Below are 14,577 nucleotides of genomic sequence, written 5' to 3'. Positions count from 1 at the left end.
ATATTCCGGGACTTTGGCCCGGCGATGGAAGCCGAGTATTCAGTGGGCGTGGGCTTGGGCAACTGCAGCAACTGCAGCAGCACCAGTCCATTGCTCCAGGACCTTCTTGTACGGCCGGATGAAGTGCTCCTGCGCAAACTTGCCCTGCTTGACCGCCAGCTGGCTGCGCTCTTCCCGGTCATACACGATCTGCGTCAACGAATAGTCCTCGTTCTTCAGGCTCGGTTGGTAGAGTTGCCCTGCCGCTGAATTGGCGTTGTAAATCTCGGGGCGGTAGATCTTCTGAAAAGTTTCCATCGTGCTGATGGTGCCGATCAACTCCAGGCTCGTGTAGTCGCCCAGCAGGTCTCCCTGAAAGTAGAAAGCCAGCGGCGCAACGCCATTTGCGGGCATGAAGAAGCGGACCTGCATCCCCATTTTTGCGAAGTATTGGTCGGTTGAGGACAGCCCACTCTGTTGGTATTCGATGCCCAGTACCGGGTGCTGATTGCCGGTGCGTCGATAGGTCTTGCTGGTCGAAGCGCTGATGCAGATGACGGGCGGCTTGCCGAAGCGTTCCTTGTAGATGCGCGAGTTGGCGAACTGCTGGAACAGCTTTCCATGCAGGTCGCCAAAATCATCGGGCGTGCTGAATTGCGCGCGGTGGGCGTTGTACTCAGGAAGCAGCACGCTGAAGTCGTAGTCGCGCACGTAGGAGGAAAAATTGTTCCCTGCAATGCCAGGGATGCGTTGGTCCGACTTCTTGTCGAGGATGCAGGTTTTCAGTATCTCGATCAGCGGAAAGGCAGCATAGCCAGCCTTGGCATTCATGCTCATCTCGACCGAGATGATCTCCAGTTCGACGCAGTAGCGGTCCCCCGTCGGGTTGTCCCAATGCGCCAGGTCGTTGAAGCGGTTGTCAATCATCTTCAGCGTGTTGCGCAGGTTCTGTTGCCGACTGGCTCCCCGGGCCAGGTTGGCAAAGTTGGTGGTCATGCGTGTGCTGTCCGATGGCTCATAGTTTTCATCGAAACATATGCTTTTGAGGCTGAAGCTGAGTTCGTCGTTCATGGCGGTCCGGTGGCTTGAATTGGGGAGGGGAAGGGGCGGTGCTTGCCTCAGGCCAGCGCCACTTCGTCGGCCGGCGAGGGCTGGGCGTGGCGCGCCAACGGCATGAGCGGCAGTGCCCGCTGGACGGCCAGTCTGGCCCGGTCGATCAGGGCCTGGCTTTGCAACTGGTAGTCCACGAAATCCTTGTCGGTCGCATACACGCCCAGCGGTAACGTGTGCGCCTGGAAGAAGCTGAACAGCGGCCGCAGTTGGTGGTCGATCACCAGCGCATGGCGCTCGCTGCCGCCGGTGGCGGCCAGCAGCACCGGCGTGTCGATCAACGCGTCCTGGTGAACGAAGTCGAAGAAGTGCTTGAACAGCCCCGCATAGGCGCCGCGGTACACCGGTGTCGCCACCACCAGGATGTCGGCCTGCTCGACCGCCGCCAATTCCCGCTCTACAGCGCTGGGCAGTTGATCGCGCCAGACGGCGCCAGCGAACATCGGTGCGAGCTGGCCCAGGTCGACCAGGCGTTGTTCGCAGGGACGCTCGTCGGCGATGAGGTCCAGCAGGTGCTCTGCCAGGGCAGCGGACCTGGAGGGGCGCTGCAGCCCGCCGGAGACTGCGACGATGCGCAGGGGATGTGCTGTAGGTGCGTTCATGGGAAGGGATGCTAGTGGCTGCGAACCATGAAGTAAAATGGTCTTATTTCATCATTCCATGAACACGGTTCATTAAAAATGCTCGAACGCATTCACCTCAACATCGTTCAGCAGGTTGAGAAGCAAGGGTCGTTGACGGCCGCGGCGGGCGTGTTGAACCTCACCCAGTCGGCCCTGAGCCACAGCATGAAGAAGCTGGAGCAGCAACTGGGCACCGACGTGTGGTTGCGCGAAGGTCGAAGCCTGCGCCTCACGCAGGCCGGCCAGTACCTGCTGGCAGTGGCCAACCGCGTGCTGCCGCAGCTGGACCTGGCCGAAGAGCGCCTGGGCCAGTTTGCACAGGGCGAACGCGGTGCGCTGCGCATCGGCATGGAATGCCACCCTTGCTACCAGTGGCTGCTCAAGGTGGTGTCCCCTTATCTGGCCGCATGGCCCGACGTGGACGTGGACGTCAAGCAGAAGTTTCAGTTCGGCGGGATCGGCGCGCTCTTCGGCTTCGAGATCGACCTGCTGGTCACGCCCGACCCGTTGTTCAAGCCAGGGCTGAAGTTCGAACCGGTGTTCGACTACGAGCAGGTGCTCGTCGTGGCCAAGGGCCATGCCCTGGCTTCGGCGGCCTATGTGAAGCCCCAGCAGCTGACACAGGAAGTGCTCATCAGCTACCCCGTCGACATCGAGCGCCTGGACATCTACAGCCAGTTCCTGCTACCGGCCGGTGTCACGCCCAAGCGCCACAAGGCCATCGAGACCACCGACATCATGCTGCAGATGGTGGCCAGCGGCCGGGGGGTGGCCGCCCTGCCGCGCTGGCTGGTGCAAGAGTACGCGGCCAAGATGGATGTGGTGCCTGTCCGGCTGGGCGCGCGCGGCATCGCCAAGCAGATATTCCTCGGGGCACGCGAGACGGACACCGCCATTGACTACGTGCGGGCCTTCATCGAACTGGCCCGCACTGCAGTGCCTACGTCGCAGAGCAGGTGAAGCTCTCGGCCTTGGCCGGGTCGCCCGTGCCGTTGTAGCGCGGGAATTTCGGGTACTCGCACACCGGGCGCTGCGCCACGGGGGTGCTGGTGCCCGGTGCGAACTTGGTGGCCACCAGCTTGTCGGGCGCCGTGCTCTTTTCCACCCAGGCATCCATGGCCGCCAGCAGGTCGATGGAGCGCGGCTCGGTGCCCGCGCCGTCCAGGTCATGCCCGTTGGAGGGCGAGGTGACCATGCGCGCAAAGCCCTGCACCTTGCTGGCGCCCAGGCGCTGCTTGACCGACTCGAAGTAGTCCGCCGTGCGGTACACCGACACGCAGGTGTCGCCCAGGCCATACCAGATCAGCAGCTTGCCGCCGTTGTCGGCAAAGGCGGAGATGTCGGGGTCCGTGCCATCGATCATCCCGGCCAGCCGCGCGTACTGCGCCTGGTACTGCGTGGGGTCGTGCGTCAGGATGTTGGCGTTGGGGTTGCCCTCCACCAGCCGCGCGGCTTCCGTCACGGCCATGTGGTTGAACGAATCGGGCGCGTCGAAGCTGGTGCCGAACATGTAGGACTGCCAGTCCGAGGTGGACGCCCCGCCCCGGCCGTAGCGCGGATAGCCCACCGCACCGCGCGACAGGGTCACGGGCGTCTTGTGGTCGCTGTAGATGAGACGGATCGATTCGATCTGCCCGGCCGTCAGGCAGGTGTCGCTGTCGGCCCCCTTGCACAGCAGCTCGGTGGGCACATAGCTGCAGGCTTCGACGTTGCCGATGATGCCGTCCTTCAGGCCGTCCAGGCCGTCGCACGCTGCGGTTTCGGCCTTGGCGTAGAGCGCGATCTTGGCGGGGCTGAGCCAGTTGTCGCGGCTCTTGAAGATGTGCCGCAGCACCGTGGGGCCCAGGTTGACCTGGTGCGCCTGCTGGCTGATGGCGGGCTCCATCGCCACCACGCCGTCGTAGTCCTTGGGGTACTTCTGCGTGGCGATGAGGCCGGAGCGCCCGCCGTTGGAATGGCCCATGTGGTAGCGCCGCGCGGGGCGCTTGCCATAGAACTCGGTGGCGATCGCCGTGCCGACCTCGAGCACGAAATGGTTCGCGTCGAACGCATGGTTGCGCAGCGCGACATCGCTCTTGCCCCAGGCAAAGCCGCGAATCTGGTGGCCCGAGTCGGAGCTGATCTTCACGTAGGCGTGGGCGGACGGCCCCACGAGTTGCTGGTACCACGGGTCGTCGGTGGGGATGAACCCGTCGAAGCCCCCGCCGCCGATGGTCAGCGTCTTGCCGTTCCACTGCGCGAGCGTGGGCAGCTCCACCGCCCAGTTGATGGTGGACTCGGGCGACGAGACGATCTCGCCGCGCACGATGCAGGCGTCGGGCAGCGTGCTGTCGGCCTTGCGCAGCTCGGTGCGGGTGACCTTGGCACCATGGGGCAGCGCGGCCGAGGTGTAGGCGGCGCAGGCTTCGGCCAGGGGCCTGGCGGCCAGGGATGGGGCGTCGCTGCCGCCACCGCCGCAGGCCGCCAGCGCCAGGGCCGCGCTGGCGCCCAGGGTTCGGGCGGCCCATCGCCCTGCGTGTACAGGGCCGGGGATGCTGCGGCGGTGCGCCTCGGTGGCGCGGGATGTGCTCGGGAACATGGGATGCGTCTCCTGTGATGATGTTTCTTCAGGAGCCGCAAGGGCTGTGCGCGGCAGCACCGCCACCGCAGCCCTTGCGGCTCCGGTGCGGACGATAGGAAAAGAAGGCGCTGCTGCAGCCTCTGCAAATGCAGAGGGCCCGGGAAACTACCGAGCGCCGGGATCGACCCGCACGGACACCAACACCCGGCAGGAAGACCGAGGTAGCACGTGTGCTGAACGCCCTCAGGCGGTGCGCAGCGCCGCCACCAGCTCCAGCTTGTTGCTCACCCCCAGCGCCGCATAGGCGGTGCGCAGGTACGTGCGCACGGTGGCGGGCGTGAGCCCGAGCGTGGCGGCGATGTCCTTGTGCGAGCGCCCCTGCGCGTAGAGCATGGCCGCGCTCAGTTCGCGCGGCGCCAGCGGCGACTTCGGGTGGCGCGATGCGATGCTGATGGCCACCAGCGAACCGCAGGGCTCCATCCGCAGGCGGCAGGCCTTGCCCACGGCCACGGTGCACGGCGCGCGCGCGAGGCCTTGCACCACCGCCGTCGGCAGCCGCGTGCCGGCCCAGCCGGGGTGGGCCTCGCCCAGCGCCAGGCTGATGCGCAGCCCCGCGAACAGCAGATCGCCCGAAGGCTCTGCGAGCGCAAAGCTGTCCCACGGGCGGCTGGGCGAATCGCTTTGCAGCGCCTGCAGCCGGTGGTGCCAGTGCTGCAGCAGGTGCACGACAAACTCGCCGAACAGCACGGTCTCCTGGTCGGTGAATTCGGTGCGGGTCTGCGGGCGGTACACCGAGACGAAGAACAGCAGGCCGCTGTGCGGCAGCTCGGCCGTGAGCGCCATGCAGTGGTACAGGCCATGGCGCTCGCTGAACGCCAGCACCTCGGCGTGTTCGGCGATGTCGCCGGTCACGTCGCGTTCGCGGATCACCACGCCGAGCCGGCTCATGGACTGGCGCGCGAACTCGTCCACCGCAGACAGTTCATTCCATTCCTGCGCAAAGCTCTGGCTCAGGCCCATGCTGCCATGCAGCCAGTTGCGGGGGCTGGTGTGCACATCGCCTGCCGACATTTCGCCCCACCAGGCCGAGTCGAACGGCACCAGCGCCTGCAGCGTCTGCAGGGCCTGGTGCAGCATGTCCTGGGGTTGCGTGTGCCGCGCCAGCTGCCCCAGCGCGAGCAGGCTGCGGCTGAGCGCCCGCACGGCATCGGGGTGCGGGCCTGCGCCGGGCTGGGGGGCCGGAACGCTCATCGGAGCGGGCGCTGCGCCGCGCGCAGCGAGGTAGGGGCAAAGGCCATGGCGCGGTCTCCTGGGTTTGGCGCGATGGTAGCCGCCGCGCACGACGCCAGCGCCCCCGGCCCGCCCAGAGCGTGCACCCGCACCGCCCTGCGCCACGGCGCACAGGGCCTCAAGCCCCAAAATGACTATGTTTTTTGTAGCGCCTTGCGCTTGCCAGGCAAGCGCTGGAGGCCGATGAAACCCAACTACCGGGCCAGGCCGTCGACCGCCTGGAACATCGACTGGCGCGCCTGGCTCACGATCTGGCCCTTCCACACATCGGTGTCGGTGTAGAACGCTGCCAGCATCTGCGCCTTGATCTGGGCATGCTGCTCGGCCGGTGCCTCGGGATGCAGGTTGAGCCACTGCTCGGCGCGGATCGCGTCCATCACCTCCAGCACCGGCACGGTGCCGTATTCCATCGCAATGCCCGTGGTTTCGGCGTGCGGGCACTCGTCGTACACGGAGTTCCACATCAGCCCGGTGAGGAAGGCCGACGTCGAGGAGCCGTCGTAGATGGACGTGACCGGCGTGGCGCCGCCACCGTCCCACCAGGCACGGGCGCGCGCCACGGAGCTTGCATCGTCCTTGCCGGCGTAGATGCGCTCGCCATGGCCGCTGGGGCCCAGGCCCGTGTGCAGGTCGATCCAGGCGATGCGCGATGCGTTGGCGCCGTGCTGGCGCAGCACCTGGCGCAGCGTGCGGTTGCTCCAGGTGGGCTCGGTGCCGCCGAAGAACACGCCCTGCGGAAACTCGTGCTGGCCCTGCGAGATGGCGGCCTGCCAGGCGGCTTCGCCGTGCGTGTCGATGTACTGCTGCCGGGCGGCGGCATTCTCGGCCGAGGGCGGCCACTGCTCGGGCAGCAGCAGGGGCTGCACCTCGCGGTAGGCCTTGTTCACCGGCAGAGGCTGGGAGAAGTCCTGGAAGTTGCGGTTCAGGTCCACGTTCTCGTGCGTGAAGCGGCGCACGTGCGAGAAGCCGTAGGGGTTGAGCGCATGGATGTACAGCGTGGCCACGCCAGCGGCGCGTGCCTTGTCGCGCCACTCTTGGTCGTGCAGCGCGAACACCTGCACGCCGCTGCCGCAGTAGCCCTCCACGCCGTGGCAGGCGCTGCTCACGATGAACAGCTTTTTCGCATCGGCCGAGCCGTCCAGCACCACGTCCATCGCCAGGTCCTCGCCGTCACGGCCTTTGAGCGGGTGGGCGTGCGACTCGATGGGCAGGCCGGCTGCGGCGGCGCCCTCCAGAAACTTGGTGCGGGCTTCTGCGTAGCTGGAGGAAAAGGCGCTGGGGATGCCGATCATGGGCGGGGCTTTCAGGGGTCGGGGGGGGAGGGGGACAAAAGAAAACCCGGGGCACACGGGGCGCCCAGGGTTTCAAGGCAGAACGAGAAATCAGCGGCGGCGGAGCGGTGGCGTTCAGGCCGTCGCCGTGGGCTGGGCCAGCCACTGCTCGGCCAGCTTGACCCAGTAGGTGGCGCCCAGCGGGATCAGGTCGTCGTTGAAGTCGTAGCTCGGGTTGTGCAGCATGCAGGGGCCGCCGCCATGGCCCATCTCGCGGTGCGCGCCGTCGCCATTGGCGATGAAGCAGTACGCGCCGGGCTTGGCCTGCAGCATGTAGGCAAAGTCTTCGGCGCCCATGGTGGGCTCCTGGGGCAGCACATGTTCAGCGCCGACGATCTCGGTCATCACCTTGCGCGCGAACTCGGCCTCGGCGGGCGAGTTGACGGTGGGCGGGTAGTTGCGCACGAACGCGAATTCGCAGGTGGCGTCGTGCGCCGCGCAGGTGTGTTCGGCGATCTGGCGCATGCGCTTTTCGATCAGCTCCAGCACCTCGACGGTGAAGGTGCGCACGGTGCCCTGCAGCTCGACGCTGTCGGGCACCACGTTGGTGGCCTCGCCCGCGTTGATCATGGTGACCGAGATCACGCCCGCATCCACAGGCTTCTTGTTGCGGCTGATGATGGTCTGGAAGGTCTGCACCATCTGGCAGGCGATCGGCACCGGGTCGATGCCGGTGTGCGGCAGCGCTGCATGGCCGCCCTTGCCGCGGATCACGATCTTGAATTCGCTGGTCGACGCCATCACCGGGCCGGGGCTCACGGCAAACGTGCCCACCGGCATGCCGGGCCAGTTGTGCATGCCGTACACGGCCTGCATGGGGAACTGCTCGAACAGGCCGTCCTCGATCATCACGCGGGCACCGCCGCCGCCCTCTTCCGCGGGCTGGAAGATCAGGTAGACGGTGCCGTCGAAATTGCGGTGCTTGGCAAAGTGCTGCGCCGCGGCCAGCAGCATGGCCACGTGGCCGTCGTGGCCGCAGGCGTGCATCTTGCCCTGGTGCTTGCTGGCGTGGGCGAAGGTGTTGAACTCCTGCATGGGCAGGGCGTCCATGTCGGCACGCAGGCCGATGGCCCGGCCGCTGGCGCCGCCGTCGCGGCCCTTGACGATGCCCACCACGCCCGTCTTGCCCAGGCCGCGGTGGATCGGAATCCCCCATTCGGTGAGCTTTTGGGCCACCACGTCAGCGGTGCGCACCTCTTCGAAGCACAGCTCGGGATGCGCGTGAATGTCCTTGCGCACCGCGGCAATGCTGGCCGCCTGCGTGACGATGGAATCAATTACGTTCATGATATGTATCCTTACGATCTCACAGTCTAGCCCGTCAGCAAGCCACGTGCCAACCCGGGTTTATCACCAGTCCACACCATGATTTCGCCCCACGCCCTCGAACTTGCGCAAACCCTGGTGCGCATGAACACCGTCAGCCACAACTCCAATCTGGAGCTGATCCACTTCATCCGCGACCACCTGGCCAGGCTGGGGGTGAAGAGCCGCCTGACCTTCAACGACGACAAGACCAAGGCCAACCTGTTCGCCACGCTGGGCGAAGGCAAGCCGGCCGGCATCATCCTGTCGGGCCACACCGACACCGTTCCATGGGACGGCCAGGACTGGACCATGGACCCGCTGAGCGCGCAGATCAAGGACGGCCCCGAAGGCCCGAGCCTGTACGGCCGCGGCAGCGCGGACATGAAGGCCTTCATCGGCATCGCCGTGTCGCAGGCCGAGCAGTTCTTGAACAGCAACGCACCGTTTGCCGTGCACCTGGCCTTCAGCTACGAGGAAGAGATCGGCTGTTTTGGCGTGAAGGAGCTCATCGCCGACCTGCGCGACGCGAACATCAAGCCCCTGGCCTGCATCGTGGGCGAGCCCACCAGCATGGTGCCCGCCATCGCCCACAAGGGCGTGTACCGCTACAAGTGCTGCGTGCGCGGCAAGGAGGCGCACTCATCGCTCACGCCCCACTCGGTGAACGCCATCGAGATGGCGGCCCGTGTGGTCAGCCGCCTGCGCGACATGGGTGAGGGCTTCGAGCGCGAGGAGCCCCGCTTCGAAGGCTTCGATGTGCCGTTTTCGACCACCAGCGTGGGGCAGTTCCACGGCGGCATCGCCGACAACGTGGTGCCGCGCGACGCCGAGTTCCGCTACGAATTCCGCGACCTGCCCACGGCCAACGCCGCGCAGATGCAGTCCGAAGTGGTGGCCTATGCCAAGTCGCTGGAGCCGCGCATGAAACAGGTGGCGCCCGCGGCCGGCTTCTCGTTCGAAACCATCTGCGAGATCCCGAGCTTCCTGGGCAGCAAGGACGACCCCGTCACGCGCCTGGCGCAGACCCTGTCGGGCGAGAAGAGCACCACCCTCGTGGCCTTCGGCACCGAGGCTGGCCTGTTCAAGAACGCCGGCATCTCCACCGTGGTCTGCGGCCCCGGCAGCATCCAGCAGGCGCACCAGCCCGACGAGTACGTGAGCCTCGAACAGCTCGGCCGCTGCGAGGCCTTCATGCAAGGGCTGGCGCGCACCACGTCGATCGACTAATTAAATCCCGTGAAGCCTTACTTTCAAAAATACACAACCGTTCACGCTGAGCCTGTCGAAGCGCCGCGCAAGGCTTCGACAGGCTCAGCCCGAACGGTTCTGGGTATTGAATGATGGGGCGCGAACCCGCGTCCATCCGGGCTCAAGTCCTCACACGTCCGTCGCCGGTCAGCATCGACATCTCCACGAACTTCGACGCCGCATGGCTGGTGGCGCTGAAGGCCACCGGAAAGCCCGAGATCGTCTGGTTGCCGATGGCTTCGGTGCCGGTGATGAAGCTCTCGCGCGTGAGGCCCTTGCCGCCGGCCTGCGCCTGGCGCAGGCCTTCGGAGAACACGCGGGCCGCCAGGTAGCCCTCCATGCTGGAGTAGTTGGCCTGCACCTTGTCGCCGCCCTTCTTGATCGCCTCCAGGAACTCGCGCGTGATCTGGCGCGAGGGCTGGTAGGGCGAAGGCACGACCTGCGAGACGACCACGCCGGCGCCGTCCTTGCCCAGCTCGTCGGCCAGGGCCTGCGTGCCCACGAACGACACGTTGTAGAACGTGCCGCCGAACCCCGCCTTGCGCGCCGAGCGCACGAAGGCCGCGCTGCCCGCATAAGCCGCGATCTGCACCACGGCGTCGGGCTTGGCGGCCATGAGCTTGTCGGTGGCGGCTTTGACCTCCACCGAGTTGCGCTCCACTGTGGCCGTGGCGACGGGTGCCAGCTTCAGATCAGCCAGCGCGCGGGTCACGCCGTCGAGCCCCGCCTTGCCGTAGGCATCGTTCTGGTAGAACACCGCGATCTTCTTGAGGCCCAGGTTGGTGAGTTGGCGCACGATGAGCGCGGTCTCGTCGTAGTACGAGGCGCGCACATGGAAGATGAGCCGGTTGAACGGCTGGCGCAGCGCCTCGGCCCCGGTGAACGGGCCGAAGAACGGCAGCCTGGCCTGCGTGAACAGCGGCAGCGCAGCCAGGCTGGTGGGCGTGCCGATGTAGCCGAACAGCGCGAACACGTCGTCGGCGATGAACTTCTTCGTGTTCTCCGCGCAGCGCTCGGGCTCATAGCCGTCGTCCAGCGTGCGAATCTCGACCAGCCGCTTGCCCACCCCACCCTGGGCATTGAACTGGTCGAAAAAGAGCTTGGTGCCCTGGTTGAACTGCACGCCCAGCTGCGCGGCCGGGCCGGTGAATGCGGCCGACTGACCCAGTACGATACGGGCTTCGCCCTGGGCCTGCGCGGTGTGGAAACCGCCGAGCGCGACTGCGCCCAGACCGATGGAAAACTGTCTGCGCCCCAATGCCTTTGGCTTCATGGTGAAATCCCTCTTCCTGTCAACACAACGAGGTTGACACCTCGGCGCTGCCGGCAAGAACCTGCGCACAGGTCCCCGGCAGTCTGCGGTGAAGCGGCGGGCTTTTTGTTGGATATTGGTTCGATATGCACGCCGCTTCCTACGAAGTTTAACGATCGCCCCACCCATGTCCACGCCTTCTGCCGCCATTTCCCTCCCTTCTGGCCCGATCCAGGTGCGCGGTGCCTGCCCGCACGACTGTCCGGATACCTGCGCCCTGATCACCACCGTGGACGACAACGGCGTGGCCACCCGCGTGCAGGGCAACCCCGACCACCCGCACACCGACGGCGTGCTCTGCGCCAAGGTGAGCAAGTACACCGAACGCAGCTACCACCCCGAGCGCGTGCTCACGCCGCTCAAGCGCACGGGCCCCAAGGGCAGCGGCCAGTTCGCACCCGTCGGCTGGGACGAGGCCCTGGCCGACATCGCGCAGCGCCTGCAGTCCATCGCCGCCCGCGCGCCCGAGGCCATCCTGCCCTACAGCTACGCCGGCACCATGGGCATGGTGCAGGGCGAGAGCATGGACCGGCGCTTCTTCCACCAGCTGGGGGCATCGCTGCTGGACCGCACCATCTGCGCATCGGCGGGCGCTGAGGCGCTGACGCAGACCCTGGGCGGCAAGGTGGGCATGAAGGTGGAGTTCTTCGCCGAATCACAGCTCATCCTGATCTGGGGCAGCAACTCCATCGGCAGCAACCTGCATTTTTGGCGCTACGCGCAGCAGGCCAAGAGGAATGGTGCCAAGCTGGTGTGCATCGACCCGCGCAAGAGCGAGACGGCCGACAAGTGCCACGAGCACATCGCCCTGCGCCCGGGCACCGATGCCGCGCTGGCCCTGGCGCTGATGCACGAACTCATCGCCCACGACTGGCTGGACCACGACTACATCGCACGCCACACGCTGGGCTGGGACCCGCTGCGCGAGCGCGCCCTGCAGTGGCCGCCCGAGCGCGCGGCCGAAGTCTGCGGCATTCCGGTCGAGCAGATCCGCCAGCTGGCCCGCGACTACGGAACCACGAAGCCCGCCGCCATCCGCCTGAACTACGGCATGCAGCGCGTGCGCGGCGGCGGCAACGCCGTGCGCGCCGTGGCCTGCCTGCCCGCCCTCACCGGCGCCTGGCGCCACCGCGCTGGCGGCTTGCTGCTGTCGAGCTCGGGCCAGTTCCCGGCGCAGCGCGCGGTGCTGCAGCGGCCCGACCTGATGCCCCAGGCGGCCGCAGGGCGCGTGCCGCGCACCATCAACATGACGACCATCGGCGACGACCTGCTGCGCGAGGCATCGCTCGCTTTCGGCCCGAAGGTCGAGGCCGTGGTGGTCTACAACAGCAACCCCGTGGCCGTGGCCCCGGACTCGGGCAAGGTGGTGCGCGGGTTTGCGCGCGAAGACCTTTTCACCGTGGTGCTGGAGCACTTCCAGACCGACACCGCCGACTACGCGGACTACATCCTGCCCGCCACCACGCAGCTCGAACACTGGGACGTGCACCTGTCCTACGGCCACACCGACGTGGTGCTCAACCGCCCCGCGATTGCGCCGCTGGGCGCAGCCCGCAGCAACGCCCAGATCTTCCGCGACCTGGCCGCGCGCATGGGCTTTGCCGACCCCTGCTTTGCCGACACCGACGAGGCACTGTGCCGCCAGGCCTTCGGCGATGCGGTGGACTACGCGCTGCTCGAATCCCAGGGCTTTGCCACGGTGGCCATTCCCGATGCGCTGTTTGCCGAAGGCAACTTCCCGTCACCGTCGGGCAAGTGCGAGTTCTACAGCGCCCGCCTCGCCGCGCAGGGCCTGGACGGCCTGCCCGACCACCTGCCCAACTACGAGCTGCAGGGCACCGACGCACGCTACCCCCTGGCCATGATCTCGCCGCCCGCGCGCAACTTCTTGAATTCCACCTTCGTGAACGTGACGAGCCTGCGCAACATCGAAGGCCGCCCGATCCTGGAAATCCACCCCGACGACGCCGTAGCCCGCGGCATCGCCAACGACGCCGTGGTGCGCGTGTTCAACGACCGCGGCAGCTACCAGTGCCACGCCACCGTCTCGCGCCGCGCCCGCCCCGGCGTGGTCAACGGCCTGGGCATCTGGTGGCGCAAGCTGGGGCTCGATGGGACGAACGTGAACGAGGTGACGAGCCAGGCGCTGACGGACCTGGGGCGGGCGCCGACGTTTTATGACTGCCTGGTGGAGGTGGAGGCTTGCGCAGCCAGTGAATCCGCACTGCCTCACTGAACCGCAAACCGCTTCAACGATTGTTGAGCGGCTGGCGGCTCACGCTTTACCGTCTTTGCTGGCCTTGGCCTTCGACGGGGCGGCAGTGGTCCTGGGCTTGCGCGCAGTGGCTTGCACGGTTGGCTGCGCCATGGCAGACAGCTGCCGCAGTTCGCGGCGCAGTTCCTGCTGCAGGTCTTCTTCCGTCGGTACATGAAACTGATAGCGGCTCGCAAAAATATTGCGCGCTTGTTGCTCCCCCAAGGTGTACTTCACCACGGCATCGTTCTTGTCGGGGCAAAGGATCAAGCCTAGCGTGGGGTTGTCCCCCTCGGTCCGCCGCTCTTGATCGAAGTAGTTCACGTAGAACTGCAGCTGGCCCAGGTCGCCGTGGGTGAGCTTTCCCACCTTCAGGTCGATCAACACGTAGCACTTCAGTACCGTGTGATAGAACACCAGATCGATGTAGAAATGGTCGCCGTCGACGGTGATGCGCTCTTGCCGTGAGACAAAGGCAAAGCCCTTGCCCAGCTCCAACAAAAAGGTCTGCAGGTTGTTGATCAGCGCCTGCTCCAGCTTGGACTCCACCAGACGCGGCGACTCCGGCAGGCTGAGGAACTCCAGCACCATCGGGTCTTTCAGCACGTCAATCGGCTGGCTGACCTCCTGGCCCTCCGTTGCCAAGCGCATCAGCCCTTGCTTGTCGCGGCTTTTTGCCAGGCGATCAAACAGCAGCGTATTGATCTGCCGCTCCAACTCGCGGGCCGACCAGGCGTGGCGGATGGCTTCGATCTCGTAGAAGGCACGTGCTTCGGCGCGGTCTACACGCAGCAAGGTGCGGTAGTGCGTCCAGGCCAGGTTGGGGTGCAGCGCGCCGGGCGTCCAAGGGGCAGTTTCTCCACGCGGTGCGTGGAGCTTTGCAATCGCACTGGTTTCTCCACGCACTGCGTGGAGAAAGTCGTCCTTCTCCATCAAGCTGGGGTACGCCAGGTAAAACTGCTTCATGTAAAACAGACTCTGGGCCGACCATCCCTTGCCGTAAGCCGCCGTCAGTTGCGCAGACAGCTGGACCACCAACTGCCGCCCATAGTCGGCACGCCGCTTGCCGCGTTGCTCCTCTTCCACCATTTCACGCCCGATAAGCCAGTTGGCCATCACTTGCGTGGTGTTCACGGTTCTCGCAACGTGAGCACGGGCAGCGTCAAGAATTTCACAGACCCGTCCGTACAGCGGAACAGCCACCGCCACCTCTTTGCCTGCTGCAGCCTTACGGGTCATACGCCATCCTCCCCAGCCACATTGGCACACGCACCCGTCACATCCCAGCAAGCACTAGAGCGCATCGCCGCCATTCCTACAGTCGCCAGAGCCGGAGCTGATGGTTGCAAAAATTTCGGTGCTGCCTGCCACGACAACAGCCAGGCGATGTTTTGTTTGTGGCACGGGGTGGGGAGTGAAAGCAAGGTGGTTCTCGTTGCAGTTCGGCCTGGAATTATGGGGTGTTCCGCCCGTTGCGCTTCACGCCCATTGGCCTTTGAAAACGGCGTGCGCGAGATGGACAGCCAGGCACAGGAGCGGCCCGGAAATGCGAAGCTCTGCAA

At 66.0% G+C, this 14,577-nt stretch carries 11 protein-coding genes; 3 read left to right on the top strand and 8 right to left on the bottom strand.

Translation table 11 applies throughout. The features are described from left to right. Window positions 1-39 precede the first annotated feature (39 nt). Together ACSQ3D_RS17540 and msuE are read right to left on the bottom strand one after the other, a co-directional pair. Window positions 40-1,050: a DUF1852 domain-containing protein gene (locus ACSQ3D_RS17540; protein WP_436127736.1), complete on the bottom strand. Its 1,011-nt coding sequence runs from the start codon at window positions 1,048-1,050 to the stop codon at window positions 40-42. Window positions 1,051-1,097: 47 nt separating this feature from the next. Continuing rightward, window positions 1,098-1,691: an FMN reductase gene (gene msuE, locus ACSQ3D_RS17535; protein ID WP_436127735.1), complete on the bottom strand. Its 594-nt coding sequence runs from the start codon at window positions 1,689-1,691 to the stop codon at window positions 1,098-1,100. Between the two features lie 78 nt (window positions 1,692-1,769). Here msuE and ACSQ3D_RS17530 point away from each other — a divergent pair, with 78 nt between their 5' ends. Beyond that, window positions 1,770-2,672 (top strand): LysR family transcriptional regulator, encoded by a 903-nt coding sequence (locus tag ACSQ3D_RS17530; RefSeq protein WP_056165132.1) that lies wholly within the window; start codon window positions 1,770-1,772, stop codon window positions 2,670-2,672. Here ACSQ3D_RS17530 and ACSQ3D_RS17525 read toward each other — a convergent pair. The 4 genes from ACSQ3D_RS17525 to ACSQ3D_RS17510 all read right to left on the bottom strand — a co-directional run bounded on the left by ACSQ3D_RS17525 (window position 2,653) and on the right by ACSQ3D_RS17510 (window position 8,180). Beyond that, entirely contained in the window at window positions 2,653-4,290 is a 1,638-nt protein-coding gene (locus tag ACSQ3D_RS17525) for a tannase/feruloyl esterase family alpha/beta hydrolase (RefSeq protein ID WP_436127734.1), read from the bottom strand. The genes ACSQ3D_RS17530 and ACSQ3D_RS17525 overlap by 20 nt on opposite strands. Window positions 4,291-4,515: 225 nt before the next feature. Continuing rightward, on the bottom strand, window positions 4,516-5,523 hold the full coding sequence (locus ACSQ3D_RS17520; RefSeq protein WP_436127733.1) for a response regulator transcription factor: 1,008 nt from the start codon (window positions 5,521-5,523) through the stop codon (window positions 4,516-4,518). A gap of 233 nt (window positions 5,524-5,756) precedes the next feature. Further along, the gene (locus tag ACSQ3D_RS17515; protein WP_436127732.1) at window positions 5,757-6,854 is read right to left on the bottom strand and encodes a M14 family metallopeptidase; all 1,098 of its coding nucleotides are present in this window, start codon (window positions 6,852-6,854) and stop codon (window positions 5,757-5,759) included. Between the two features lie 114 nt (window positions 6,855-6,968). Then, window positions 6,969-8,180: a M20 aminoacylase family protein gene (locus tag ACSQ3D_RS17510; RefSeq protein ID WP_056165124.1), complete on the bottom strand. Its 1,212-nt coding sequence runs from the start codon at window positions 8,178-8,180 to the stop codon at window positions 6,969-6,971. Between the two features lie 78 nt (window positions 8,181-8,258). Here ACSQ3D_RS17510 and argE point away from each other — a divergent pair, with 78 nt between their 5' ends. Continuing rightward, complete coding sequence (gene argE / locus ACSQ3D_RS17505; protein ID WP_056422652.1) at window positions 8,259-9,428, top strand: acetylornithine deacetylase; 1,170 nt, start codon at window positions 8,259-8,261, stop codon at window positions 9,426-9,428. A gap of 142 nt (window positions 9,429-9,570) precedes the next feature. On the opposite strand, the gene ACSQ3D_RS17500 is transcribed toward argE, so the two are convergent. Beyond that, window positions 9,571-10,722 (bottom strand): ABC transporter substrate-binding protein, encoded by a 1,152-nt coding sequence (locus ACSQ3D_RS17500; protein ID WP_436127731.1) that lies wholly within the window; start codon window positions 10,720-10,722, stop codon window positions 9,571-9,573. Between the two features lie 166 nt (window positions 10,723-10,888). Between ACSQ3D_RS17500 and ACSQ3D_RS17495 the strand changes: the two genes are divergently transcribed. After that, complete coding sequence (locus ACSQ3D_RS17495) at window positions 10,889-12,997, top strand: molybdopterin-containing oxidoreductase family protein (protein ID WP_436127730.1); 2,109 nt, start codon at window positions 10,889-10,891, stop codon at window positions 12,995-12,997. Between the two features lie 39 nt (window positions 12,998-13,036). On the opposite strand, the gene ACSQ3D_RS17490 is transcribed toward ACSQ3D_RS17495, so the two are convergent. Then, window positions 13,037-14,254, bottom strand: a complete 1,218-nt coding sequence (locus tag ACSQ3D_RS17490) for a PDDEXK nuclease domain-containing protein (RefSeq protein WP_436127729.1) — start codon at window positions 14,252-14,254, stop codon at window positions 13,037-13,039. Window positions 14,255-14,577: the final 323 nt, after the last annotated feature.

Origin of the sequence: Acidovorax sp. LjRoot117, assembly GCF_964252695.1 — a bacterium.
GTDB lineage: Bacteria > Pseudomonadota > Gammaproteobacteria > Burkholderiales > Burkholderiaceae_C > Acidovorax.
The sequence above is the reverse complement of the archived record's forward strand: the minus strand, read 5'-3'. Positions and strand labels throughout refer to the sequence as shown.

Excerpts from the sequence above, each read along its gene's own strand:
- ACSQ3D_RS17540 (WP_436127736.1), bottom strand. The coding sequence starts at position 1,050 with ATGAACGACGAACTCAGCTTCAGCCTCAAAAGCATATGTTTCGATGAA.
- msuE (WP_436127735.1), bottom strand. The coding sequence starts at position 1,691 with ATGAACGCACCTACAGCACATCCCCTGCGCATCGTCGCAGTCTCCGGC.
- ACSQ3D_RS17530 (WP_056165132.1), top strand. The coding sequence starts at position 1,770 with ATGCTCGAACGCATTCACCTCAACATCGTTCAGCAGGTTGAGAAGCAA.
- ACSQ3D_RS17525 (WP_436127734.1), bottom strand. The coding sequence starts at position 4,290 with ATGTTCCCGAGCACATCCCGCGCCACCGAGGCGCACCGCCGCAGCATC.
- ACSQ3D_RS17520 (WP_436127733.1), bottom strand. The coding sequence starts at position 5,523 with ATGAGCGTTCCGGCCCCCCAGCCCGGCGCAGGCCCGCACCCCGATGCC.
- ACSQ3D_RS17515 (WP_436127732.1), bottom strand. The coding sequence starts at position 6,854 with ATGATCGGCATCCCCAGCGCCTTTTCCTCCAGCTACGCAGAAGCCCGC.
- ACSQ3D_RS17510 (WP_056165124.1), bottom strand. The coding sequence starts at position 8,180 with ATGAACGTAATTGATTCCATCGTCACGCAGGCGGCCAGCATTGCCGCG.
- argE (WP_056422652.1), top strand. The coding sequence starts at position 8,259 with ATGATTTCGCCCCACGCCCTCGAACTTGCGCAAACCCTGGTGCGCATG.
- ACSQ3D_RS17500 (WP_436127731.1), bottom strand. The coding sequence starts at position 10,722 with ATGAAGCCAAAGGCATTGGGGCGCAGACAGTTTTCCATCGGTCTGGGC.
- ACSQ3D_RS17495 (WP_436127730.1), top strand. The coding sequence starts at position 10,889 with ATGTCCACGCCTTCTGCCGCCATTTCCCTCCCTTCTGGCCCGATCCAG.
- ACSQ3D_RS17490 (WP_436127729.1), bottom strand. The coding sequence starts at position 14,254 with ATGACCCGTAAGGCTGCAGCAGGCAAAGAGGTGGCGGTGGCTGTTCCG.